Genomic DNA, 23653 nt, shown 5'->3' with positions numbered 1-23653 from the left:
AATGGAGAAGCTGATGCTGACCCCCGAAGAAGTGGCGGATGCACTCGGCGTCGGACGGTCGACTGTCTACGACCTGCTGCGGCTGAAGGTGCTGCCGAGCGTTCGGATCGGGCGTTCCCGTCGTGTCCGGGTCGAGGATTTGCGGGTCTACGTCAACGCCCTGATGGACGCTCCGGTGCCGCAGTGAGCAAGCGTGCCAACGGGGAGGGGTCCGTCTACCAACGGAAGGACGGTCGCTGGAGTGGCGCAACCTACGTACTCCAACCGGACGGTGGCAGACGACGACGGCAAGTGTACGGAGCAACTCGCACCGAAGTCTCCCGGCTGCTCGCCGATCTCAAGGCGAAGACAGATCGCGGTATCCCGGCATCAATCAGCACGTGGACCGTGGAAACCTACGCTGCACACTGGCTCACCCACGCAGCTCACGGCTCGCTCAAGCCGTCTACCGTCTCGAACTACTCGTGGATGATGAGGAAACACATCGTGCCGGCCATCGGCCGAATTCGACTCGACAATCTGACGCCAGCCCACGTGCGCGAGCTGCACACCAAGGTGGCCGCGGCGGGAGTCTCGTCACGTACCGTGCAGCTCGCGCACGCAGTGCTTCGCACCATGCTGTCGGAAGCGATGAGAGAACAACTCGTCGCCCGCAACGTCGCGACTCTCGTCCGCACGCCACGCGTCGAGCGCACCGATGTATTGACCTGGACACCGGATGAGGCGGCAGCATTCCTCGAGGCCAATCACTCCGACTCCTACGTGCATCTGTACTCCGCGGCACTGTCACTCGGGATGAGGAAGGGGGAACTACTCGCCCTTCGCTGGACCGATATCGATCTCGACTCGCGGGAGCTGCGGGTGCGCCAGACGGTCCAACGCCTCGGCGCCGGACACGGAATGGTGATCGGCACGCCCAAGACCAACCGTTCTCGGCGCACGATCCCACTCCCCCAGATCGCCATCGATGCCCTCATGGCTCGCCGTCGAGCACAGCTCGTCGATCAGCAGCTCGCCGGTGACCGGTGGAATGAAAACGGGCTCGTCTTCACGACGTCCATCGGCACGATCATCGAACCGACGAACTTGCGCCGCAGCTTCGACGCCGCGATCGAGAGGGCCGGCGTCCGACGCATCCGCTTCCACGATCTCCGGCACACGTGCGCCTCACTCCTTCTCGCAGAGGGAGTGCCAATGCGCGTCGTGATGGAGATCCTGGGGCACTCCGCGATGGGGATCACATCGGACATCTACGCCCACGTCATGCCCTCGGCCCTCACAAACGCGGCAACCGCGATCGACAACGCTCTTCAGAGAAAGGTGACCTGATGCCGAGCCACTCCCCTTACGAGTCGGCCGAGAGCTACGCACGCGGTGAGATCTCGCGCAATGAACTGATCTATCGACTGACGTCGTGGCACTACCTCCCGAGTGAGACACGCACAACCGGGCTGCACGACAGCCTGCTCAACTTCGTACCCGGTTCGTTCGACGAGGTCGCGGCGGCCTTCGACGATGAACTCATCGATGAAGAGACCTACACCCTCGCCCACGATGCGCTTCGTGCTCAGAACGCAGAGGGTGGCTGAGGCCAGTCGCCTCGGTTGCTGTCACCGTTGCTGTCATGACCAACGCAGTGACCATTGAGCAGCCCGGGCCTCGACTGATCACAAGCCCATTCAACCAACCACGAGAAGGAAAAACCCCAGATGATCGTAAAGAAAAACGAAAACGGCCCGCTTTCGCGAGCCGTTTCGAACTGTCTCAACCAGTGTGCGCCCGGAGGGATTCGAACCCCCAACCTTCTGATCCGTAGTCAGATGCTCTATCCGTTGAGCTACGGGCGCATGGCTTCGGCCTCGCAAACATGACTCGTTCGCAGGCCGTAGTAGAGCCTACATCACCGGCACGGGGCGCGCCAATTGGGCAGCGTCTCGCAGGAGTCCGTCGAAACGCGCTCCCTATTTCACGCTGCCGCTCGTGAGGCCGCCGATGAGCCAGCGCTGCAGAAAGACGGCTGCCGCGAACACGGGGATGATTCCGATGACGGATGCCGCGGCGATCTTTCCCAGATGCGTCAGACGCTCCCCCAGAAACAGCGAGATCACCACGGGCAGCGTCTGCGCGTCTGGACTCTGGGTGAGAAACGACGCGAGCACGAACTCGTTGTAGTCGAGGATCGCCACAACGATGCCGACGGCAACGAGCCCCGGTGCGACGAGCGGCAGGACGACGCTCCACAGCATCCGGAATGCGCCGGCGCCGTCGAGCTGCGCGGCCTCGTCGATCTCGACGGGAAGTTTGCGCAAGAACCCCTCGAGCAGCCACACGGCCACGGGGATGTTGACGAAGGCATAGACGAGGGCCAGACCGACCAGGGTGTTGTTGAGTCCGAGCGTTCGCAGCAGCACGAACAGCGGCACGATCGCGACGATGGGCGGCAGCAGCCACGGGCTCATGATCGTGCCTGCGAGGGTCGAGCCGCCCGTGCGATATCGCACGATCGCCCAGGCGCCGGGCAGCGCGAACACCAGAGTGAGCGCGGCACCGGCGAAGGCCGCGATGAACGAGTTCACCACACCGCTGACGAGGTTCGAACCGGTGATCGCCTCTGACCAGTTCGCCCACTTGGGCTCTGTTGTGAAGAGGATGCCGCTGGTCACCTCGGCGCGATCCATCAGCGAGACCGCGAACAGATACAGGATCGGCACGAGCACGGTGATCAGCACGAGCAGCACAACGACGTTGGCTCCCCGCGACGGTGCGAGTGGACCGTGATGCGAACCGCGGCGCGCGCGAACCCGTTTGTAGCCGGCCCCGGATCGCGCGGTGCGCACCGCCCCGACCGCCCGGTCTCCGGTCAGGTCGCCCTCCGCAGCTGCGCCGGCCGGAGTCCGTGGACCACCGGCTACGGTGTCTGACCGGTTCTGATCGAGTGTCGAGCTCATGCGCGCTGCAACTTTCTCGTGATGGCGACGACGGGCAGCGTGATCACCGTGACGACCACCGCGAGCACGAGGGTGATCGCAGAGGCGCGCCCCACATCGAACTGCTGCAGGGCAGCCTGATAGATGAGATACGACGGCATGGTCGTCGAGGTGCCGGGTCCGCCAGACGTCATCATCACCACGAGGTCGAAAACCTTGAAAGCCAGAACCAGGCGGATGAAGAACGCTGCGGCGATCGTGCCTGCGATCGCCGGCAGGGTGACCGCCCGGAACAGCCGCCAGCCATGCGCGCCATCGAGCGCCGCGGCCTCGATGACCTCGTGGTCCTGTCCGAGCAGCACCGCGAAGACGAGCAGGGCGACGAGCGGCGTCCACTCCCACACGTCGGCGACCGCGATGCCGGCAAGTGCCCAGATCGGAGAAGAGAGCACAGACACGGGTTCACCCGCATAGCCGAACCACGAGATCACCGTGTTGAGCAGCCCGCCCGTCGGGTTGAAGATCAGTTTCCACAGGATGCCGACGATCACCGGCGGTGTGATCAGCGGCAACAGAAGAAGGGTACGCACGACCGAACCGCTGCGCGTGCTGCGGAAGAGCGCGTATGCGGTGATGACACCGAACACCACGGATGCCGTCGTCACGGCGAGCGCATACAGAACGTTGCGCACGAGGGAGGCAGAGACATCCGCATCGCTCAGCACGGCGGCGACGTTGTCGACACCGACCCACCCCTGAAAGAGCCGACCGAGGCTCGACTCACTGACCGCGGTGAGCACGATGAACACCAGCGGATACACCCCGAGCACAACGAGCGAGAGCGCACTCGGCGCCACGAACAGGCGTGGCGACCACCGCGCACCCCTCGCCCGCACCGGGCGGGGTGGGCGGCGGCGCCCCCGAGCGGTGACGGGCGATCCGAGACCGCCCGTCACCCCTGCCTCGCGAGACACCTCGGCCCGTTCCAGCGTCTCTCTGCTGCTCATGTCGTTACTCCAACTCGTGCCGCTACTCCATGTGTGACGCGCTACCCGAAATACAGTGGCGCGTCACACATGGCGCGTGGCATTCAAGATCCGAGAATCTCTTCCCAGTCTTTCTGCACGCGGTCGAGGGTCTCTTGCGCTGTGCCACCCTCGCCCGCAATGAGCTTCGCGAGTTCGTCGGTGAGGATCTGTGCGAGTTCCGTCGCGTGCTCACCCGTCGGCCAGGCGAGGGTTCCCTCGAGCGTCGCGCGGTTGACCTCTTGCAGAACCGGGAACTGCTCGCCATAGCTCGCGCTCTCGAGCGACGAGATCCGGTTCGGGTCGATGCCCGTCGGAGGCGACGCAGTGAGCAGCGCCTCGTTCACCGTGCTCGACGAGGCGAACTCGATGAACTTCTTCGCGAGATCGGTCTTCTCGGTGTTCGCGGCGATCGTCCAGGTGAATCCGGCGACGAGGGATGCCCGTGGCTCGGTCTGGTCGCCGCCGACCGGCAGCAGGGTCGCACCCCATTTGCCGGCGACGGTGGATCCGGTCTCGGCGTTCTCAGAGCCGACACCGAGGTCGGTCCAGTTCTCGATGAAGGCGACCTTGCCGCTGAACCAGGCTGCATTCCCCTCGCCGAAAGCGGTCTCGGCCGGGGTCGGCAGAGCGTTCGGAACGGCGTCGACGAGCGACTGGGCTGCCGCCACGGCCGCTGATGAGTTGATCACCGGCTCGCCGTTCTCGTCGAGGAACTCGCCGCCGAACCCGGCGAGCCGGTTGGCGAAGCTCGCCCCGAGGATGAGAGGAGATTTCTGGCCGAAGATCGCCGAGCCGTACACACCGTTCGCGCTCTCGTTCGCGGTGATCGTGGCAGCCTGCGCGTTGTACTCGTCCCAGGTCGTCGGCGGTTCGGTGAAGCCGTTCCGCTCCAGGATCTCTGTGTTGTAGAAGAGCACGTGGGTGTCGCCATCGAACGGCAGGCCGTAGCGCCTGTCACCGACCTTCGTATAGGCGTCATAGATCGACGGGATGAAGTCGTCGGTCTTCAGCGTCTCTTCTTCGGCGTCGATCCAGTCCGTCAGGTCTTGAATCGCCCCGTCTGCAGCGAGATCGCCGATGGACACATACCACGGCGCGGCGACGTCGATCGTGTTGGCGCCGGATTGCTGGTCGAGGCTGAGTTTGGCGCCGATCTCGTCATATGGCACGATCACGGGGTTGACGGTGGCGCCGGTCTCTTTCTCGAACTCCTCGGCGAGCCATTTCGACGCCCCCTCGTGCGACGAGATGAGCAGCACGGTCAGCTCCTGCCCGCTGAAGTCGCCGTCTTCCGCAGATCCGGCTTGCGCCGATCCGCCACAGGCGCTGAGGGCGAGTGCTGAGGTCGCGGCGAGTGCCACGGCGGCGAGGGATCGTCGTCTGAACGACATGGGTTTCTCCTTGTGCGGTGCTGGTGTTGTGGTCGGGACTGTGGTGCGGGTCTGGGCTGGGACTGTGGTGCGGAAGAGCTGTGGTGCGGGACCGGAGCGGGACGGTTCGCCTGGCATCCGTTCTCGGCTGCCGGGATCGGCCGGGCACCGGCTCCCGGGCGGTGTTCCCGGGCAACTGCACCGGGACCGTTATGCCCGAGGTATGTGGCGACGGTATGCGCGTGTCGCCCCTGTGTAAAAGGGTCGCGTCACAGAGCGAAACGTGACGTAACGCGGCTCAACATTTCGGCGCGGTGGCATCGCTCCGGCGTAGCTTCGGAGAACCACCGGCCACCGCAAGCGAAACCAGGACCCACCGTGCCAGACCGCATCATCCTCAATGCTTTCGACATGAGCTGTGTCACGCACCAGGCTCCCGGGCTCTGGCGGCATCCCGAGAATCGTGCGGACCGGTACAACACGCTCGAGTACTGGACCGACCTCGCGCAGACGCTCGAACGCGGAAAGTTCGACGCCGTGTTCCTCGCGGATGTCGTCGGCCTCCACGACGTCTATCGCGCGTCTGCCGCCGCCGCGCTGACGGATGCCGCCCAGGTGCCGGTCGGCAATCCCCTGCTGCAGGTTCCCGCCATGGCCGCTGCGACCTCGAGGATCGGTTTCGGTGTGACCGTCGCGCTCACCTATGAGCAGCCGTACGCTCTCGCACGCACCTTCTCGACCCTCGACCACTTCACGAACGGCCGCATCGGGTGGAATGTCGTGACCTCGTATCTCGACAGCGCCGCGAAGAACCTCGGACTCGACCGGCAGATCCCCCACGACGAGCGCTACGTGATCGCCGATGAGTTCCTCGACGTGACCTACAAGCTGTGGGAGGGCTCGTGGGAGGACGGCGCCGTCAGGCGCGACCGCGAGTCCGGCGTGTTCACCGATGCCACGAAGGTGCATCCGATCACCCATCGCGGTGAGCACTTCGACGTGCCGGGCATCCATCTCTCTGAACCGAGCCCGCAGCGCACTCCCGTCATCTTTCAGGCCGGCGCGTCGTCGAAGGGGCGCGAGTTCGCGGCCAAACACGGTGAGGCCGTGTTCATCAACGGCATCGTGCCAGAGCTCACCCGCAAGACCACAGACGACATCCGTGCCCGCGCCGAAGCGAACGGCCGGCCGGGTGAGACGGTCAAGATCCTCACCCTCGTGACGGTCATCACCGCTGAGACCGATGAGCTCGCGCAGGCGAAATACGAGTCCTACCGCGACTATGTGAGCCTCGAGGGCGCCCTGGCGCTCTATGGCGGCTGGTCCGGCCTCGACCTCTCTGGCTTCGATCCGGACGAGCCGCTCAAGTACGTCGACACGGATGCCGCGCGCTCGGCCCTGGCGATCTTCACGAACGCTGATCCCGAGCGCGACTGGACCCCACGCGACATCGCCCACTACGCGGGCATCGGCGGGATCGGACCGGTCATCGTGGGCAGCCCCTCCACCGTGGCCGATGAACTCGAGCGATGGGTCGAGGTCGGTGGGGTCGACGGCTTCAACCTCGCCTATGTGATCACACCGGGCAGCTTCGAGGAGTTCGTCGACCTCGTTGTGCCCGAGCTTCAGCGGAGGGGCCGCGTCTGGGACGACTACCCCGAGGGCACCCTCAGGGAACGCCTCAACGGATCCGGCAGCCCGGCGGTACCCGGCTGGCATCCAGCCCACAGATATCGCGGCGCGTTCGCCGGTCTGCCGAGCGCCGCAGACAGCCAGCTGCCGTCCCGCCTCGACGGGGCCGGCGCCTCTGAACCCGCCGCCTCTGAACCCGCCGTTTCTGAACCCGGCGCCTCTGAACCGTCCGTTTCTGAACCGTCCGACGAATCCTCATTGGGAGTGCCCGCATGACCCTCACCGACGCATCCGTGCCCCGCACGCACTACACCGGCGTCGCCAGCGCCCGCGAACTCGATCACTGGCAGCAGGTCGCCGAGAGCGTGGCCCGGGAACTCGCGGTCGACGTGCTCGAACGCGACAGGGCGAACGAAGACCCCCACCGAGAACTGCAGCTGCTGCGCGATGCCGGGTTGGTGACCCTGCTCGACCCGCTCGAGCAGGGTGGCGGCGGCGCGCACTGGCAGACAGCCTTTCTCGTGCTGCGCACCCTCGCGAGAGTGGATGCCTCTGTCGCCCAGGTGCTCGCGTACAGCTACATCAACAAGAGCAACATCAGCTTCACCGTGCCACGTCAGCGGCAACACGCCTGGTACCAGCGCGCGATCGCGGGGCAGGAGGTCTGGGGCGACTCCGTCAATCCGGTCGACCCGGATCTCGAGCTCGTCGCCGACGGCGACGGGTTCCGGCTGAACGGAACCAAGCACTTCTCGACGGGGGCATCGGTCGGCGACCGCATTCTCGTGAGCGCTCTCGTGCGCGGCGGGCGACGCGACGGGCGATACCTGCTCGTTGTGGTCGATCACCGCGACGGCGTCGAGCCGCTCGGCGATTGGGATGCCCTGGGTCAGCGGCTGAGCGCGAGCGGCTCTGTGCGCTACTCAGAGGTTCGCGTCGACGCGAACGAGGTGCTGGGGGAACTCGGCGACGAGCCCTTTGCGAACCTCATCACCCCCGGCATCCAGCTGGCGTTCGTGAACCTGTATCTCGGCATCGCCCAGGGCGCCCTCGAACAGGGGCGCGACATCACCCGTGCCCGAAAGAACGCCTGGTTTCTGAGCAGTGCGGATCGCTACCGCAACGACCCGTTCGTGCAGCGGGTGTTCGGCGAGTTCGTCTCACGCGTCGCCGCCGCCGAAGCACTCGCCGATCGGGTCGGGCGCCGGTTCGACGAGGTCGTCGACCTGGGGTCGGCCGTGACGTTCGAGACCCGCGGAGAGCTCGAGATCGAGATCGCGCAGGCGAAGGTCGTGTCGACGGAGGTCGGCGTCGAGGTCGCGAACCGCATCTTCGAGGTCACGGGCTCGAGCTCGGCCAAGGCGAGCGTCGGTCTCGACCTGCACTGGCGCAACATCCGCACGCACTCACTGCACGACCCCGTGGACTACAAGAAACTCGAGGTCGGTACGCACTACCTCAACGGCGAGTTCCAGCCGATCTCGCTCTACACCTGATCGCCGCACCCGTCGCCGCATCCTCCGCATCCGCACCCGCATCCGCATCCGCATCCGCACCTTCATCCGCACCCCATGCCGACCTGTTCACCCTTTCTGGACATTCTCACCCCGTATGCCGGGTGAAAGGGTCCAGAAAGAATGAAAACGCGGAAGGCACCACCACCACAAAGAAAGGGCCGCGATGCCTGACACCACCACCCTGAATCGCACCGCACCGGCGATCGAGGCCGTGCTCGACCGGTTGCGCCCGATCTTCGACCGGATCGCCGCCGACGCCATGCTGCGCGAGCAGACGCACACTCTTCCGCGCGAGCAGGTGCGCTGGCTGGTGGATGCCGGGTTCGGCTCGCTGCGTGTGCCCGCCGGCCGCGGCGGCGCCGGCCTCACCGTGCCTGAACTCGCCCGGGTGCTGACAGAGCTCGCGGCGGCCGACTCGAATCTGCCGCAGATCTTTCGCGGACATATCGCGTTCGTCGAAGACCAGCTCGTCGCTCCCGCGTCCGCCGAGCGCGACGCGTGGCTGCGGCGATTCGTCGGGGGCGAGATCGTGGGCAACGCGTGGAGCGAGGTCGGCACCGGCGCCCTCGGAACGTCACAGACCACCGTGAGCCGCTCGGGCGACGGCTGGGCGCTGAACGGCAGCAAGTACTACACAACGGGCAGCATCTATGCGGACTGGATCGACGTCACCGCGCACAACAGCGATGACAACACCGAGGTGACGGTTCTCGTGCGCGCAGATCAGCCCGGTGTGACGATCACCGACGACTGGGACGGCTTCGGCCAGCAGCTCACGGGAACCGGCACCGTCGTCTTCTCCGACGCCGTCGTCGAGCACACCGAGGTGCGCCCGTTCGGCGACCGGTTCCGCTACCAGACGGCGCTCTACCAGCTGGTGCTGCTCACGGTTCTTGCCGGCATCGCGTCGGCCGTCGAGGCAGACGTCAGCGAGAGCATCCGCACCCGGCAGCGCGTCTACAGTCACGGCAATGCCCCGCTGACGCGGAACGACCCGCAGATCCTCGCGGTCGTCGGTGAGATCTCGTCTGCCGCCTTCGTCGCCGATGCCACTGTGCAGCATGTCGCCGAGCTCGTGCAACGCGCCTCAGAGACGGCGTCTGATCTGGGTTCCACAGCGGATGTCGCGGCGAACGTCTCGGCCGAGATCGGCTCTGCGCAGGGTCAGATCGTGCTGTCGCAGCTGGTGCCTCAGGCGGCGACGCGCCTGTTCGACACGCTCGGCGCCTCTGCGGTGAGTCGCAGCAGAGCTCTCGACCGTCACTGGCGCAACGCCCGCACCGTCTCGTCGCACAATCCCTGGCTGTTCAAGTCACGTGTGGTGGGCGACTGGGCGGTCAACGAGACGGCGCCACCCTTCATCTGGACGATCGGCATCCATCGCACCGGCTGATCAATCCGACAACCGCCGGCTGTTGGACGAGCCACCGGCCTCCGCGTAAAGTCGGCAGGGCGAAGCCGCCCACCCATGCGGAACAACCGAGCCCAGTTCGCAGAGGAGACATCCACGTGACCGAAGAAGTGCGCTACACCGCATCCGTGCCAGAGACACACGCGCCGTACCTGGCAGCGGCGGACCGCTACACACACCTCGGGTACCGCCGTGTGGGCGCCAGCGGACTGCTGCTCCCGCCGATCTCGCTCGGGCTCTGGTACAACTTCGGTGACAACCGGCCCTTCGACGGCCAGCGAGCGATCCTGCGCCACGCTTTCGACAACGGCATCAACCACTTCGACCTCGCGAACAACTACGGCCCCCCGTACGGGTCCGCAGAAGAGAACTTCGGGCGGATGCTGCGCACGGACTTCAAGCCGTACCGCAGCGAGCTCATCGTGTCGAGCAAGGCCGGATGGGACATGTGGCCTGGCCCGCACGGAGACCTCGGCTCACGCAAGTACCTGTTGACCAGCCTCGACGAGTCGCTGCGGCGCCTCTCGACGGACTACGTCGACATCTTCTACTCGCACCGGGTCGACCCCGACACCCCGATCGCCGAGACGATCGGGGCTCTCGACACCGCCGTGCGTCAGGGCAAGGCCCTGTATGCCGGCATCTCGTCGTACTCGGCCGAGCGCACTCGCGAAGCCGTCGAGGTCGCCCGGTCACTCGGCACTCCGCTGGTCATCCACCAGCCGGCGTATTCGCTCGTCAACAGGTGGGTCGAGACGGAGCTGCTCGACACCCTCGCCGAAACCGGCATGGGGTCGATCGCGTTCACACCTCTCGCGCAGGGGCTGTTGACGAGCAGGTTCCTGAACGACCCGGCGGCGTCGCACGCGACGGCTCGGCCGTCGTTCGACAGCAGCTTCGTGTCTGAAGACAACCTGCGCCGGCTGCACGCGCTCAACGACATCGCCTCGGCACGTGGGCAGTCTCTCGCCCAGATGGCCATCGCGTGGGTCCTGCGTGACGGAGCCGCGACATCCGCCCTGATCGGCGTGTCACGCATCGAACAGCTCGACGAGAACCTCGCAGCCCTCGACAACCTGTCGTTCAGCGACGAAGAGCTCGCGGCGATCGACGAGCACGCCGGGGATGCCGGCGTGAACCTCTGGGCGAAGTCGAGCGAGCTGTAGGACTCCCCGTGGAACGCTGTCCAGGCTCACGGGCGTGGCCAGCCCGAGTTCACGATCCCCGGGTTCTCATCATTCATCAGCGACGTCAACGACTGAACCTCGATGTGCGCTGGTCCGGCACAGGGTGATCTGAAGCCGGTCGAGCGATGCACACATCGACGGGTTGACCCGTGCCGGAGGGCAAAGGTTCTGCTGAGAGCAGAAAGTCACAGACACGTCTGCCCGGCAGCAGGCCGGCCGATCTAAACTGGCGCCATGCTTCTGCGTCACGCGATCGGATCGGTGCTTCGCCGACTGCGGCTGCAACGGGGCAAGACGCTCCGCCAGCTCGCCGAGGAGTCACGCATCTCGCTCCCCTATCTCTCCGAGATCGAACGCGGCCGCAAAGAGGCGTCGAGCGAGATCCTCGCCGCCCTCTGCCGGGTGCTCGACCTCACCGAGGAGCAGCTGCTTCGCGAGGTCGGCGATGAGTATTCACGCGCTGCCGAGCCTGCGACCCTGCACCCGGTCGACGCCCCCTCCCTGCTCGCGAGATCGTCCGCCGGCATTGTCTCGCCGCTCGGCCTCGCCGCCTGAATCTCGACATCACGGGATCGGGCGTCAGGGTGTCGACAGAGCCGACGTGCTCCCGATGATCCTGTCGACGAATCCGTATTCGAGTGCCTCCGGCGCGGTGAACCAGCGATCGCGGTCGCCGTCTTCGACGATCTGATCGATCGGCTTGCCGGTCTGTTCGCTCGTCAGCTCGGCCATCCGCTTCTTGAAGCGCAGGATCTGCTTCGCCTGTGTCTGGATGTCGGCGGCCGTTCCACCGAACCCGCCGTGCGGCTGATGCATCACCACACTCGAGTTCGGCAACGCATATCGTTTGCCTTTCGCGCCAGATGAAAGAAGGAACTGCCCCATCGACGCGGCGAAACCGAGGGCGACCGTGGTGACGTCTGCTTGGACGAAGTTCATGGTGTCGTAGATCGCGAACCCGGCCGTGATCGATCCGCCCGGCGAGTTGATGTAGAGATAGATGTCTTTCGCAGGCTCGATCGAGTTGAGGATCAACAGCTGCGCGCAGACCTGATTGGCCGATTCATCGGTGACCTCCGAGCCAAGAAAGACGATGCGCTCCTCGAGAAGGCGCTTGAAGATCATGGCGTCTGGGGTGGGTGTCTCTGTCGTCATGGCCCCATCCTGCGCTCCGCGCACGACGCTGTCGGGCGATTCTGCCGTGGGAAGATCTGCCGAGGGCAGACGGGCTAGTCATCGCCCCGGGGAATCACGGGGTGCGCATCGAGTGCGGCGACCTGCCGCTTGAGGGCGACCTGGCGGTATGACGCATCGATGAGTTCGGCGACGAGACCCCAGTCGGTGTCATCGAGTTCGACCTCGATCGCCAGCCAGCCGCCGGGGCCGAAGTAGGGCGGCGAGAAGAAGCGCGCGTCTTCGAGAAGCGCCGGGCGTTCTTCTGGTTCGGGTTTGAACACGATCGTATGCGGGCGATCCATCGACGATCCGACAACGGCGAAGATCTTCTTGCCCGCCCGAAACGTGGGTCTGCCCCACGCCTGGACCTCGGTGACCTCGGGGTAGGGCGCGCACACCTCTCTCACCCTCTGCACGATCGGGTCATCTGCGTCGAAGAGTTCCGGATGCTCCATGGCTGAGAGCATACGGCTCCCGTCAGACATCCGCACCCGCCCTCCCTGTCACCGCCGCACGGCCCTCGCACCGCCCTCGCCCCGCCGCCTCCGGCTACACGGCGGCGGGTGTCAAAAAGCAGACCTCAGCCGAGATCGGCGAGGTTCGACTGCGTTTCTGGACGCTCACGCTCAGGGTCGGGTGCCGGGACGAGGGCGGGGTCGGGGCAGTGCACCTGGGTGCGCACACCGGAACGATCGATGGTGTGCTCAGACATGGGCGAACCGCACAATGGGCATGCGGCACCAGAGGCCGGCGGAAGCGGCGGCTCGTTATAGGGGCCGAGCGGCGGCGCCCCGAGATAGGGCCGAAGCGTTGCATTGAGCCAGTTGGTGAACCCGCCCGCTTCTGCGATCGTCAGTCTCGTGCGTTTGCTTCGTGCCATAACTATTAGTGTATAGGCCAACTGACTATACTCGACAGTGTGACTCAGCCCGCCGACCCCGAGAATCTGCTCGCACTCGAGAACCAGGTCTGCTTCGCGCTCGCTGTGGCCTCGCGCAGTGTGCTCTCGCTCTATCGTCCGGTTCTCGAGCCTCTCGGGCTCACGCATCCGCAGTACCTGGTGATGCTCGCGCTCTGGGAGCAGAGCCCGCGCTCGGTCAAGAACATCGGTGAAACACTCCAGCTCGAACCCGCGACGCTCTCGCCCCTGCTCAAGCGGCTCGAGGCCGCGGGGCACATCGTCCGTCAGCGCAGCAGCACCGACGAGCGGATGCTCGACGTCACCCTGACAGAAGAGGGAGCGGCCCTGCGGACACAGGCCGAGGGCATCCCGCCGCGCATCGTCTCTGAGCTCGGCATGTCGACGCACGAGCTCGAGGTGCTGCGCGAACAGCTGCACGCGGTGATCGACGCGGCCTCACGCGGCTGACGCTCAGCCCCGCGCCCGGCGCCCATTCAGCCCGGCGCCCCGGCGCCCATTCGGCGAGTGTAGGGGTTGTGGGCCTGCGGACGAGAACAAGCAAGGGTGCGGGAACACAGCAAAAGGGCGATGTTCACCATCGCGGCTTCCGCGCGGCTCACGCTAGACTGACCAAATCGAAGGGGAGTAGCTCCCACCGCCCGCACCGGCAGGCGAAGCGGGACTGTCGACATACTGGTGCCCACCGTACGGGCGCCCGGCAGCCCACCCGACAGGGCGAGCGAGACCTTCGGCCACACACCGTGGCCGAGGCACCCCAGATTTCTCGGCCACCGCGACAGGGAGCACGCGTGACCGAACCATCTTCGAACAGCAAGCAGCGAGCATCCGACATTCGCCGCTGGCGGCAATACCTGGCAGATGAACGCGCCGAGGCCGCCGTGTACCAGCACCTCGCAGACAAGCGTGAGGGCGAGGAGCGCGAGATTCTGCTCGGACTCGTCGAGGCCGAGCGCCGACACGAGCAGCACTGGCTCGACCTTCTCGGCTCCGATGCGGCACGTCCGACGCGAGTGGCACTGCGCACACGGCTGATCGGATTTCTCGCCAGGCACTTCGGTTCGGTGTTCGTGCTCGCGCTGATGCAGCGCACCGAGTCACGCTCCCCCTACGCAGACGACGACGACGCGACGGATGCCATGGCGGCAGACGAGAGGATCCACGAAGAAGTGGTGCGCGGCCTGGCCGCACGAGGGCGCAATCGGCTCTCTGGCACCTTCCGGGCGGCGGTGTTCGGCGCGAACGACGGGCTCGTGTCGAATCTCGCGCTCGTCGTCGGCATGGCGGCCACCGGGGTGGCCACACCCATCGTGCTCGCGTCTGGCATCGCGGGCCTGCTCGCCGGTGCGCTGTCGATGGCGGCGGGCGAGTTCGTGTCTGTGCGCTCACAGCGGGAGCTCCTGCACTCGACGACACCGAACCCGAGCACCCGGCAGGTGCTGCCCGACCTCGATGTCAACGCCAACGAGCTTGCCCTGCTCTATCGTGCGCGCGGCATGAGCCCGACGGATGCCGTCGAGCACGCCGACGAGATCCTTCACGGCAAGGACTGTGTGCACGTGGGGGTCTCCACGGCTTCGATGCGCACGCAGCGGGACGAGCACGAAGCCGTCGGGTCTGCCGGGCACGCGGCGATCTCGAGTTTCTTGTTCTTCGCGTCTGGAGCCGTCGTCGCCGTCATCCCCTACCTGTTCGGCATGGGCGGCGCCGAGGCCGCACTGCTCGGCGCCGCGCTCGTCGGGGTCGCCCTGCTCGCCACCGGAGCCATCGTCGGCGTGCTGTCTGGGGCATCGCCCCTGAAACGCGCACTGCGTCAGCTCGCCATCGGCTACGGTGCGGCGGCGGTGACATTCCTGCTCGGGTTGCTGTTCGGCACGACGGTGGCGTAGCGGTAGTCGCCCCGCACCCCCCGCTTTCACGCGCTACACCATTTGTGACGCGCGCCCCTATCTCGTGTAGCGCGTCACAAATGGTGTAGCGCGTGACGGTCAGCGCCCGCGACGGCGCTTCGGCCGGGGCCGCTTGCCCGGGGCCTTCGCGTGGCGACCTCTGTTCGCCGTCGGCGCTCGGCCGCCCGAAGCGGGCGTGTTCGGTGGACCGCTCTTCGCGGGCGCCGGCTGAGGGGCGGATGCCTCTGGTGCCGTCCCGCGCGAGCTCCTGGGGGTCCTCCCCCGCACAACGCCTATCCACTCCTCGATGAGCGGCGATTCGTCGTCGGCTCGCCAGGCGAGAGCGATAGTCGTCTCGGGGCGATCGGTCACGACGCGGTACTCGACATCGCGCCGATGGTGAAGCCGGGCGAGCGACATGGGCAGTTCGAGCAGTCCGGTTCCCGCGGCGACGAGTTCGACGGCGAGAGCGAGGTCACCGCCGACCGAGGCCCAGGCATCCGTCTCTGGCAGCATCGTCTCGTGGGCGAGCTCCTCGGCAGGCACCTCGTCGAAGAGCACAAACGGGTGCTCCCCGGGCACGACCACAACGGGCTTCTCGTTATAGAGCGGAATCACGTGCAGACCATCCCGGTCGACCGGAAGACGCACGAAGCTCACGTCTGCGGTGCCGTTGTGAAGCGCAGCCGCCTGTTCCGCCTCTGCCGTCGGCAGGATGTCGAGGGCGACTGCCGGCATCCGCTCGGCCCAGGCGCGCGACCATCTGGCCAGGGTGACACCGGGGACGAACGCGACCCGAAGGGTTTCGCGCTGGAGGTCGTCGGTCTCATGCACACGTCGACTCTACGCGGGCGTGGCCAGACGCGGCAGTGAGCTCGCGCTCAACTCGTCTCGAGCGCCGTCGGCACGAACCCGTCTGGCGCCTGGCCGTCTGGTCGATCGGGATGTGAGGTGCGCCGACCCCCGCCAGGGCAGGCGAACAGCCGTCGATGACCGCGTTTTACCCGGTCGGGCCTACCGTCGAACCCGGGTCCCCCTCGGAAAGGCCGGAGAACCCCTCACGACGGGGAACCGCCAGATCCCCCCGAGATCGCCGCAGTCGCCAGTCGCCGGCGCAGTTCTCTCTTCTCGGCCTGAGCATCGGGGTCGGCGACGGGCGTCGCGGCCAGCAGAGCCCGGGTGTACGGATCGTCTGGCGCCGTCGCGAGCTTCTCCGACGGCCCCTCCTCGACGACGCGCCCTGCTCGCATCACCATGGTGTGATCCGACATGTATTCGACCACGTCGAGGTTGTGCGCGATGAAGAGATAGCCGATGGAGAACTCCTTCTGCAGGTCCTTGAACAGATGCAGGATCTGCGCCTGGATCGACAGGTCGAGGCTCGCGGTGGGTTCGTCGCAGATGATGAGCTTGGGGCCGGGAAGCACAGCGCGTGCGATGGCGAACCTCTGACGCTGCCCGCCAGAGAACGACCCCGGGTACCGCCGCGCTGTGTCCGGGGGCATTCCGACCAGCTCGAGTGTGTGCTCGACGCGCTGTCGCCGCTCTTCTCGCGGAATGTCAGGGCGGCAGTGGAGCGCTTCGCTCAGGGTCTGTCCGATCGTCTTCGTCGGGTTCAGCGACCCGAACGGGTCTTGGAACACGTATTGCACATCGCGCGCCAGGCCGCGACGGCGACGGCCCTTCGCCCGTGTGATGTCGACGCCCTCGAGAGTCACGGTTCCGGCGGCGATGGGCGCCAGACCGATGATGGCCCGCGCCAAGGTCGTTTTTCCCGAACCGGACTCCCCGACGATGCCGAGCGTCGATCCCGCGTCCAGACGCAGGCTGACAGAGTCGACGGCGCGATGCACGCCGTGCCGGCCCTTTCGAAAGTCGACGCTCAGGTCTGACACCTGGAGCAATGGCGGAGTCATGCTGTCGCTTTCTCGTCGGTGGCCTCGGTGCGCTCGTGCCCGGCACGCCCGCTCTTGGCGTCGGCGAGCATAACCGCCGGACTCGAGAGCAACAGGGTCGCGGTGTATGGGTCTTTCGGATGCCGCACGATCTCGCGCACGGAGCCGGCCTCGACCACGCTGCCCTTGCACAGCACAACGGCGTCTTGGCAGAGATCGGCCACCACTCCCCAGTCGTGCGTGATCAGCAGGATGGACATGCCCGTCGACGCCTGGATGTCGCGCAGCAGGTCGAGGATCTCGGCCTGCACGGTGACGTCCAGAGCTGTGGTCGGTTCGTCGGCGATGAGCAGGCGGGGATCAGAGCACAGCGCCCGCGCAATAGCGACGCGTTGCGCCATGCCGCCGGACAGCTCGTGCGGATAGGCCCGGAAGACCTCTTCGCGGTCCCGCATCTGCACCTTGCCGAGCAGGTCGAGGGCCCGGCCGCGCGCAGCGGACTTCGTCAGGCTCTGGTCGTGTCGACGCAGCGCCTCGACCAGCTGTGCTCCCACTCGCCAGGTCGGGTCGAGCGACACGTGAGGCTCCTGCGAGATGTAGGCCATCCGCAGTCCCACGCGCCGGGCGGGAGTCGACCGGCCGATGTCGGCGATGTCCTCGCCGTCCAGCCGGATGCTGCCCCCGGTGACGCGTCCGCCGCGAAGGATCCCGAGGATGGCGCGCGCCGTCGCGGACTTCCCGCTCCCGGACTCCCCCACCAGACCGACGGTTCCGCCGACGGGCACATCGAGATCGATGCCGTGGACGACGCGGACCTCGTCGCCGTCGACGAGATACGAGATCTCCAGCCCGCGCACGGCGAGAAGGGCTTCAGAACCGGCGACGTCATCCGCTGTGACGATCGCGGGGGGCGTCATCGTCGCCCTCCGCTGGCGGCGAGTGAGGCGTTTCGCGCGTTCGCCGCTCCACCGTTCCACCGTGAGGTCTCGGAGTCCGTCGCCGAGCAGTGCCGCGGCGACGACTGTCGAGGCGATCGCCAGGCCGGCCACCGTCATAAGCAGAGGATTGGTGCCGAAGATCTGTGCTCCGTCGCCGATCATGGAGCCCCACGACGGGTACGGGGGCTGAGTGCCGAAGCCCAGATAGGCGACTCCGGTGACGAGGAGCAGGGCGAGGCCGATGAGCAGCGACGTCTGGATGAGCACGGTGCCCATAACGCGGGGCAGGATGTGGCGCACGAGGATCAGCCGGGTGGGCAGACCTGACACCTGCGCGGCTTCGATGAACAGCTCCTGCCGGAACGCGAGCGTCGACGCCCGGATCACACGCATAAGCGGCCCGGAGATGAGCACACCCACCGCGAACATCGCGTACTCCATGTTGTCCTGAAAGATCGTCAGGGCGACCAGCAGCAGGACCATGCCGGGAATCGACATCAGGATGTCGCTGAGCGAGATGACCGCGGTGTCGGCCTTGCCCCCGACGAAACCGGCGAGGGTTCCCAGGCACACACCCAGCGCGAGCGCCACGGCGACGACCTGCGAGGTGTACAGCACCGTCGGCCCGGTGCCCACGATCAACCGGCTGAGCGTGTCGCGGCCGAGTTGGTCCGTCCCCAGCGGATGCGCCCACGACGGGCCCTGCAGTGCGTCGGCGAGTGAGCCGACCAGCGGGTCGTACGGGGCGATCGCCGGGCCGAGGATCGCGACGAAGACGACGAGCAGCAGGAAGATCAGGCCGGCGAAGGCAACCGGTTTGCGGGTGATGATGTTGGCGACAGCCGGACGCGCGCGTCTCGCCGCGACCTCCGGCGCCGTGAGAAAGGAACCGGTGGTGTCGGGAACGGGCGTGCTCATGCTTTTGCCTTCACCTTCGGGTTGATCGTCGCGTAGACGATGTCGAGCAGGAGGTTCACGATGATCACGATGATGCAGAAGAAGACGGCTGCCCCGATGATCACCGGAACGTCACGCGTCAGCGTCGCGCGAACCGCTATCGAACCGAGCCCGGGCAGGCCGAAGATGCTCTCGATCAGCACGGCGCCGCCGAGAGCCGCCACGAAGTTGTTCCCGGTCACGGCGATGATGGGGATCGAAGCGTTCTTCAGAACATGCCCGAAGAGGATCCGCGACCGCGGGATGCCCCCGACTCGTAGCGCGTCCACGAAGTCGCGACGCAAGACGTCGTCGACGGAGTCCCTCGTCTGCTTGGCGATGATCGCGACACCTCCGATGCTCAGTGAGACGATCGGAAGAGTCAGGCTCCGCGCCCACTCCGCCGGTGAGTCCGTGAACGAGACGAAACCCGTTGCAGGAAACCACCCGAGTTCGACACCGAAGAAGCTGCTGAGCACGAGCGCGACCCAGAACGCGGGCAACGCCATCCCGATCAGGGCGACCGTGTCGAGCGAGCGGGCGAGGAGTCCGCCACGGACGGCGGCGAGGGTTCCGATGGCGACGCCGATGAGCATACCGAACACAACGGCGCCGAGCGCGAGGGGAAGACTGACCCAGACGCCTTTGTAGAGCTGATCCGCTACGGGCTGCGGCGAGAGGATGCTTGTGCCGAGATCCCCGGCCACGGCGCCCGAGAGCCAGTTCGCATACTGCTGCCACAAGGGCAGGTCGAGCCCCATCTCGGTTCGCAACGCGTCGACCTGGCTCTCGCTCGCATACGGACCGAGGATGCTCGAGGCGGCGTCGCCCGGGATGAACGACACCAGCAGGAATGCGATGGCCGAGACGATGAAGAGCAGGGCGACGCCCATAACGAGCCTGCGCGCGATCACACGCGTCACCGGGCAGACCTCCCGCCCGCCTGGGCACACGCCCTGAGCGCTGCCTCGTTCTTCGACATCATGGTGACTCCTTCGTCGGGTTCCCGCTCCGGGAGCACCCGCGCCGGGTGCCCCGGAACGGGTGCTCGTCTCACGGCTGTCTCAGTTCTTTCGCACGCCGAGCTCCGGGTCTGGCGCGATCATGTTCGGTTGCGGAATGTCGTACTCGGTCGACGGCAGCACGATCTCGTCTCCGATGACCTCGGTGGCCTGCTCCGTGACGATCGGCACTCCGTTCGCGTTGACGGTGAGGTACTCGTTGAGCTCCTGCAGCACAGACTCGAACTCGTCAGCGCTCGGAGCAACGGCGGCGGACTCGATGAGCGCCTGAGCCTCTGCATCAGGCTGGCCGATCGGGTTCAGCAGCGTGCCGGGGGAGACGATCGACTGCGTCACCATCGTGTAGAGATCGTTCGCGAAGAGCCCGTACACCACGGCATCGAACTCGCCGCTCTGCAGCTGGCCGACGAACTCGTCGAACGTGCCCGATGCGACGGTGAGATGGGCCGTGATGCCGATCTCTGCGAGCTGGTTCACGATCGCCTGGCTGAGGAGACCGCCCTGGTCGGAGATCGAGTTCGTGAGCAGCTCGATCTCGAAGCCGTCTGGATAGCCCGCGTCGGCGAGCAGCTGGGTCGCCTTCTCGACGTCGTGCGCGTAGTGGTCGTCGAGGTCCGCGTCGTAGCCGAGACGCCCGACCGAGGTCGTCTGATACTGCGCGATCGCGCGGCTCTTGTAGAAGTCTTCGACGAGCGAGTCGCGATCGATGCCGTAGTTGATCGCCTGACGGACCTCCTCACTCGCCAGCGGCCCCGAGTCGGTCACAACGAACTGGATCGACTTGGAGTTCGTGTAGCCGGTCATGGTCTGGAGTCCGTCAATCGCATCCTCGCCTACCTGGGCGACCGGAATCTGCTGGGCGACGTCGATCTGGCCAGACTTCAGAGCGGCCAGACGCGCGTTGGCGTCGGTCAGCACACGGACCTCCACCTCGTCGAAGTGGATCGCGTCCTGTTCGAAGTACGCGTCGAACGCGTCGAAGACGATGACCTCACCCGGTGTCGTCTCGGCCTGGTTGAGCACGTATTGCCCTGCGCCGTCGGATGCCGTCTCGAGCGTGTCGGGCGATGCGACACCCGTGGGACCGATGAGCAGTCCCATCCCGTAGAACTGCGTCAGCGACTCGACGGCGTTCGGGAACGGCGCCGAATAGGTGATGCGCACGGTCAGGTCATCAACAGCCTCGACGCTCTCGATCAGGCCGACAGACGCCATGTTCGGGTTCGGCGTGGCCAAGAAGTAGTTGAGAGACGACGTCGCCGCCTGCGCCGTCAGCTCACCGCCCTGATGGAAGGTGACGCCCTCGCGCAGGGTGAACTCGAAGACGGTGTTGCCCTGTCCGACATAACCCCATTCGGTGGCCAGATCGGGAAGGTACGAACCGTCGTTGGCCTTGAAGATGACCGGGTCGTAGGCATATCCCACGGTGTTGCTGACCGGTGTGAGCACCGGGTTCAGGCTTGTGACCGCCGTCTGCGTGCCGACACCAAGCGTCTCGGCACGGCCGCCGCTGTCGTCTGACGTGGACGTGTCCGGCGATCCGCACGCCGCGAGACCGATGGTGAGCACCGCGACGGCGGCGGCGGTTGTGAACGTGCTGTACTTCATCGTCCTTCTCCTCATTGAGTGATGATGATGTGCCGATGCGTCGACACTTCTGGTGGTGATGTTCAGTGGAGCATCACTGCTCGTGAACGAGATAGGTGCGATCGCGAATGAGACACATGTGCGTGACGGATGCACCGGGCGTGTGCGATCAGTGCGGAATCCCCAGGTCGCGGGAGTTCCCCGACAGATCGGTGAAGACGAAGCTGTTGTAGGCCACCAGGATGTCGCGGAATCTGCCCTCCTCCAGTTCGTACATGATCAGCCCGTTGAACTCGAAGGTCTCGCCCTTCTCGACCGGACCGAACAGGGACTCCCCCTGGTGGTGCAGAGCGGTGAACAGCGTCCGCATCTGGATCGCGATCCGGTCGCCGTCGCCGACGAAGCGCCTGACGTCGAGCACCTCCCGGAACCTGCCCCAGATCAGATCACGGTAGTGGTGTTTCATCCCGTCGACGCCCGTGAACTCCAGAGTGCCGTTCTTCATGTGAAGCGCTGGATGCAGGTAGTCGTCGAAGGCCGTGTCGTCCTCGTCGTTGAAGCGACGGATGTATTCCATGAACGTGCTCTCGTCCATCAGGGTGCTCCTCCTGTCGAGGTCGCCAGAGTGCCCGAATCGACGGGAGGGAGTTCACCCGGGCGGGCGGGCCCGCCCGGTGGCGGGCCCGGCGGCAGTGGTATGTCGGGGATGACGCCTGGCCGGCTGGCCAGCCTGATGATATTCCCCTCGGGGTCACTGACGAATGCGCCGAAGCCGCTCGGCCCGGGGTGCGGGCCCATAAGCTCTGTGGCGCCGTGCTCGACGAGACTGTCGAAGTCCGCAACGAGGTCGTCCACCTCGATCGTGACAGAGCCGTATCCGAGGGTCCGCGCCGCGTCGAGCGGGTGGCCCTCCCGGATCCCGCCGCCCGAACCCTCTCGCTGCAGGAGTTCGAGGGTCCAGCCCGCGGGCGACGACAGCACGACACCGCACAGTCGGTAGGACTCCAGGTCGAGGGCCGCCAACTGCTCGAGGCCGAACCGTTCGCGGTACCACCGGCTCTGCGCGTTCAGATCCCGCACCGAGAGCGTGACCCCGCTCAGCTTCGCGCCGCTCACCGTCCTGCTCCCACACGAGCGTCGGCGAGGAGCGAGACGAGATAGGCGTCCTCCGCTTCGTAGGGGAACCAACCCTGCTCGCCGTATCGTTCGATCACTCCCGGAAAAACGTCCTTCCAGGTTCGACCGTGGCGTTCTGCCGCGGTGACCGCCTCGACCGCCCAGTCGATGTCGGCACGCACGGCGTCGTCGTAGGAGATCGCCTGCCGATAGCCGAGCTCGCGCCGGGCCTTCTCCATTCCGAGCACAACGGGCTTCGGTATGCCCCAGGGGTTGAAACCGACACGGTCTTCGCGCGGTGGCCCGGCGAACGTGACGATCGCCGCGTCGTGCGACATCGCGTCGAAGACTTTGCGGCCGATCTCTGCCACGGTGAGGGCGTCGTCGTCTGCCGCGTTGAGGACGCGCTTGGCCGGGTTCTCGGCGCACAGTCGCATCAGCTCGGCGACGTTCGCCGAGGCGGAGGTGCTGAATCGGCTCTCGCCGTCGAAGGCGAGGACCGTGTAGGCGCGCCCGTCGAGCGCACGTTTGATGAACGACCAGTGGTGCAGCGACGTGCTGAACGGCCCGTGGAGGGTGCCGGGACGCAGGATGCTGACGGGCAGGTCGTCGACGCCGAGAAGCAGGTGCTCGAGGGCAGCCTTCTTCGAACCGTAGTCCTCTCCGTCGCCAGACAGCGTCGGCCAGTCCTCGGTGATCGGCACCGGATAGTCCGGGAACTGGTCGCCGTCTCGACCCTCGCCCGTCGTGTCGCGGACGGCGTACACCGCGCCGGTGGACACCACGATCAGAGATCCGACATCACCGGCGAGGCGGGCCAGCTGGGCGCCGTGGCCGACGTCGAAGGCGACCGTGTCGATGACCGCATCCCGTCCGCGGGATGCGGCGAGAAGGGCGTCGGTGTCGTTGCGGTCGAGCACAACGGATCGCACCTCGAGCGCGTCGAGTTCGGCCTGCGGCGCACGGTCGCCGCGGTGTGCCAGCTCGACCGTCCAGCCCTCGCGGGCGAGGGTGAGCGCGGCGGCGCGGCCCAGTTGGCCATTGCCGCCGATGATGAGCGCGGAGCGGGTCATGTTCTGCTTTCTGTCGTGCGACGGTTCGTC

The 23653-nt window shown here is 66.3% G+C and carries 24 protein-coding genes and 1 tRNA gene; 10 read left to right on the top strand and 15 right to left on the bottom strand.

Going from position 1 to position 23653, the window contains the following annotated elements; genetic code table 11:
• Position 1 precedes the first annotated feature (1 nt).
• From ACYVF5_RS02290 to ACYVF5_RS02280, 3 genes are read left to right on the top strand one after another with little or no spacing between them, the layout of a single operon-like run.
• Positions 2–187, top strand: coding sequence for a helix-turn-helix domain-containing protein (locus tag ACYVF5_RS02290; protein ID WP_460942878.1), 186 nt, complete (start codon positions 2–4; stop codon positions 185–187).
• Positions 184–1329 (top strand): tyrosine-type recombinase/integrase, encoded by a 1146-nt coding sequence (locus ACYVF5_RS02285; protein ID WP_460942876.1) that lies wholly within the window; start codon positions 184–186, stop codon positions 1327–1329. Before ACYVF5_RS02290 ends, ACYVF5_RS02285 begins: the two co-directional genes overlap by 4 nt.
• Positions 1329–1589, top strand: a complete 261-nt coding sequence (locus tag ACYVF5_RS02280; RefSeq protein ID WP_460942874.1) for a hypothetical protein — start codon at positions 1329–1331, stop codon at positions 1587–1589. The genes ACYVF5_RS02285 and ACYVF5_RS02280 overlap by 1 nt, the downstream gene beginning before the upstream one ends.
• A 185-nt stretch (positions 1590–1774) precedes the next feature.
• Here ACYVF5_RS02280 and ACYVF5_RS02275 read toward each other — a convergent pair.
• The 4 genes from ACYVF5_RS02275 to ACYVF5_RS02260 form a co-directional block, all read right to left on the bottom strand.
• A tRNA-Arg gene (locus ACYVF5_RS02275) sits at positions 1775–1847 on the bottom strand.
• Between the two features lie 114 nt (positions 1848–1961).
• Entirely contained in the window at positions 1962–2948 is a 987-nt protein-coding gene (locus ACYVF5_RS02270) for a carbohydrate ABC transporter permease (protein WP_460942872.1), read from the bottom strand.
• Positions 2945–3934 (bottom strand): carbohydrate ABC transporter permease, encoded by a 990-nt coding sequence (locus tag ACYVF5_RS02265; RefSeq protein WP_460942870.1) that lies wholly within the window; start codon positions 3932–3934, stop codon positions 2945–2947. The genes ACYVF5_RS02270 and ACYVF5_RS02265 overlap by 4 nt, the downstream gene beginning before the upstream one ends.
• A gap of 83 nt (positions 3935–4017) precedes the next feature.
• A complete protein-coding gene (locus tag ACYVF5_RS02260) occupies positions 4018–5346 on the bottom strand; it encodes an ABC transporter substrate-binding protein (RefSeq protein ID WP_460942868.1) in 1329 nt (442 codons plus the stop codon).
• 357 nt (positions 5347–5703) lie between these two features.
• On the opposite strand from ACYVF5_RS02260, the gene ACYVF5_RS02255 reads away from it, so the two are divergent.
• The 5 genes from ACYVF5_RS02255 (at position 5704) to ACYVF5_RS02235 (ending at position 11627) form a co-directional block, all read left to right on the top strand.
• Entirely contained in the window at positions 5704–7233 is a 1530-nt protein-coding gene (locus tag ACYVF5_RS02255; protein WP_460942866.1) for an LLM class flavin-dependent oxidoreductase, read from the top strand.
• Positions 7230–8453 carry an acyl-CoA dehydrogenase family protein gene (locus ACYVF5_RS02250; RefSeq protein WP_460942864.1) on the top strand — a complete coding sequence of 408 codons (1224 nt, stop codon included), beginning with the start codon at positions 7230–7232 and terminating at the stop codon, positions 8451–8453. Before ACYVF5_RS02255 ends, ACYVF5_RS02250 begins: the two co-directional genes overlap by 4 nt.
• 184 nt (positions 8454–8637) lie before the next feature.
• Positions 8638–9867 carry an acyl-CoA dehydrogenase family protein gene (locus ACYVF5_RS02245; RefSeq protein WP_460942862.1) on the top strand — a complete coding sequence of 410 codons (1230 nt, stop codon included), beginning with the start codon at positions 8638–8640 and terminating at the stop codon, positions 9865–9867.
• A 116-nt stretch (positions 9868–9983) separates the two neighbouring features.
• Positions 9984–11051 carry an L-glyceraldehyde 3-phosphate reductase gene (gene mgrA, locus ACYVF5_RS02240; protein ID WP_460942860.1) on the top strand — a complete coding sequence of 356 codons (1068 nt, stop codon included), beginning with the start codon at positions 9984–9986 and terminating at the stop codon, positions 11049–11051.
• A gap of 255 nt (positions 11052–11306) precedes the next feature.
• A complete protein-coding gene (locus tag ACYVF5_RS02235; protein ID WP_460942858.1) occupies positions 11307–11627 on the top strand; it encodes a helix-turn-helix domain-containing protein in 321 nt (106 codons plus the stop codon).
• Positions 11628–11651: 24 nt separating this feature from the next.
• On the opposite strand, the gene ACYVF5_RS02230 is transcribed toward ACYVF5_RS02235, so the two are convergent.
• The 3 genes from ACYVF5_RS02230 to ACYVF5_RS02220 all read right to left on the bottom strand — a co-directional run bounded on the left by ACYVF5_RS02230 (position 11652) and on the right by ACYVF5_RS02220 (position 13128).
• Entirely contained in the window at positions 11652–12227 is a 576-nt protein-coding gene (locus ACYVF5_RS02230; protein WP_460942856.1) for an ATP-dependent Clp protease proteolytic subunit, read from the bottom strand.
• A gap of 74 nt (positions 12228–12301) precedes the next feature.
• On the bottom strand, positions 12302–12733 hold the full coding sequence (locus ACYVF5_RS02225) for an MmcQ/YjbR family DNA-binding protein (protein WP_460942854.1): 432 nt from the start codon (positions 12731–12733) through the stop codon (positions 12302–12304).
• 95 nt (positions 12734–12828) lie between these two features.
• Positions 12829–13128, bottom strand: coding sequence for a hypothetical protein (locus ACYVF5_RS02220; RefSeq protein WP_460942852.1), 300 nt, complete (start codon positions 13126–13128; stop codon positions 12829–12831).
• A gap of 39 nt (positions 13129–13167) precedes the next feature.
• Between ACYVF5_RS02220 and ACYVF5_RS02215 the strand changes: the two genes are divergently transcribed.
• Positions 13168–13617 (top strand): MarR family winged helix-turn-helix transcriptional regulator, encoded by a 450-nt coding sequence (locus ACYVF5_RS02215; protein WP_460942850.1) that lies wholly within the window; start codon positions 13168–13170, stop codon positions 13615–13617.
• A 341-nt stretch (positions 13618–13958) separates the two neighbouring features.
• Entirely contained in the window at positions 13959–15056 is a 1098-nt protein-coding gene (locus ACYVF5_RS02210; RefSeq protein WP_460942848.1) for a VIT1/CCC1 transporter family protein, read from the top strand.
• 99 nt (positions 15057–15155) lie between these two features.
• Here ACYVF5_RS02210 and ACYVF5_RS02205 read toward each other — a convergent pair whose 3' ends face one another.
• The 8 genes from ACYVF5_RS02205 to ACYVF5_RS02170 form a co-directional block, all read right to left on the bottom strand.
• Positions 15156–15890 carry a LysR family substrate-binding domain-containing protein gene (locus ACYVF5_RS02205; protein ID WP_460942846.1) on the bottom strand — a complete coding sequence of 245 codons (735 nt, stop codon included), beginning with the start codon at positions 15888–15890 and terminating at the stop codon, positions 15156–15158.
• A 224-nt stretch (positions 15891–16114) separates the two neighbouring features.
• The gene (locus ACYVF5_RS02200) at positions 16115–16972 is read right to left on the bottom strand and encodes an ATP-binding cassette domain-containing protein (protein WP_460942844.1); all 858 of its coding nucleotides are present in this window, start codon (positions 16970–16972) and stop codon (positions 16115–16117) included.
• Positions 16969–18807 (bottom strand): dipeptide/oligopeptide/nickel ABC transporter permease/ATP-binding protein, encoded by a 1839-nt coding sequence (locus ACYVF5_RS02195; RefSeq protein WP_460942842.1) that lies wholly within the window; start codon positions 18805–18807, stop codon positions 16969–16971. The genes ACYVF5_RS02200 and ACYVF5_RS02195 overlap by 4 nt, the downstream gene beginning before the upstream one ends.
• The gene (locus ACYVF5_RS02190; RefSeq protein WP_460942840.1) at positions 18804–19748 is read right to left on the bottom strand and encodes an ABC transporter permease; all 945 of its coding nucleotides are present in this window, start codon (positions 19746–19748) and stop codon (positions 18804–18806) included. The genes ACYVF5_RS02195 and ACYVF5_RS02190 overlap by 4 nt, the downstream gene beginning before the upstream one ends.
• 141 nt (positions 19749–19889) lie before the next feature.
• Positions 19890–21455, bottom strand: a complete 1566-nt coding sequence (locus ACYVF5_RS02185; RefSeq protein ID WP_460942838.1) for an ABC transporter substrate-binding protein — start codon at positions 21453–21455, stop codon at positions 19890–19892.
• 148 nt (positions 21456–21603) lie between these two features.
• Positions 21604–22029: a nuclear transport factor 2 family protein gene (locus ACYVF5_RS02180; RefSeq protein WP_460942836.1), complete on the bottom strand. Its 426-nt coding sequence runs from the start codon at positions 22027–22029 to the stop codon at positions 21604–21606.
• Positions 22029–22550, bottom strand: coding sequence for a VOC family protein (locus ACYVF5_RS02175; protein WP_460942834.1), 522 nt, complete (start codon positions 22548–22550; stop codon positions 22029–22031). The genes ACYVF5_RS02180 and ACYVF5_RS02175 overlap by 1 nt, the downstream gene beginning before the upstream one ends.
• Positions 22547–23623 carry an NAD-dependent epimerase/dehydratase family protein gene (locus ACYVF5_RS02170; RefSeq protein ID WP_460942832.1) on the bottom strand — a complete coding sequence of 359 codons (1077 nt, stop codon included), beginning with the start codon at positions 23621–23623 and terminating at the stop codon, positions 22547–22549. Before ACYVF5_RS02170 ends, ACYVF5_RS02175 begins: the two co-directional genes overlap by 4 nt.
• Positions 23624–23653 lie beyond the last annotated feature (30 nt).

The organism is Okibacterium endophyticum (assembly GCF_054780075.1).
Note: the sequence above shows the minus strand (reverse complement) of the source record. Positions and strands in the feature narration are given on the sequence as shown.